This window comes from Salmonella sp. SAL4457 (genome assembly GCF_046548235.1).
Lineage (GTDB): Bacteria > Pseudomonadota > Gammaproteobacteria > Enterobacterales > Enterobacteriaceae > Salmonella > Salmonella enterica.
The window spans coordinates 1-273 of sequence record NZ_JBGDZO010000471.1; the positions used below are offsets into that span (position 1 = coordinate 1).

The window sequence follows — 273 nt, forward strand, 5'->3', positions numbered from 1 at the left end:
TCCCGCGACTGGTCGATGAAGTAGCTGGCGCGGAACGGCAGGCGCACCAGGTTCAGCTCGGCGCAGCGCCGGTCCATGTCCTCCGGAGGGGCGAAGACGTCCAGCAGCAACACGTCGCCCGCCTTCAGCTCGGTGCTGCCGCCGACCTTGACCACCTCGCTGTGGAACTTGCGTACCCGCTCCAGGCCGACCACGTTGGCGCCCAGGCGGGTGCGCAGTTGCAGTTCTTCCAGGGTGCTGCCGATCAACGGCGAGCCGAGCTGGACCTGCAGG

At 68.5% G+C, this 273-nt stretch carries 1 protein-coding gene; it reads right to left on the minus strand.

Annotation, left to right across the window (positions count from 1 at the left end):
• On the minus strand, positions 1 to 273 hold a 273-nt coding region (locus ACLJNW_RS25095), incomplete at both ends, for a TrkA C-terminal domain-containing protein (RefSeq protein WP_410961342.1).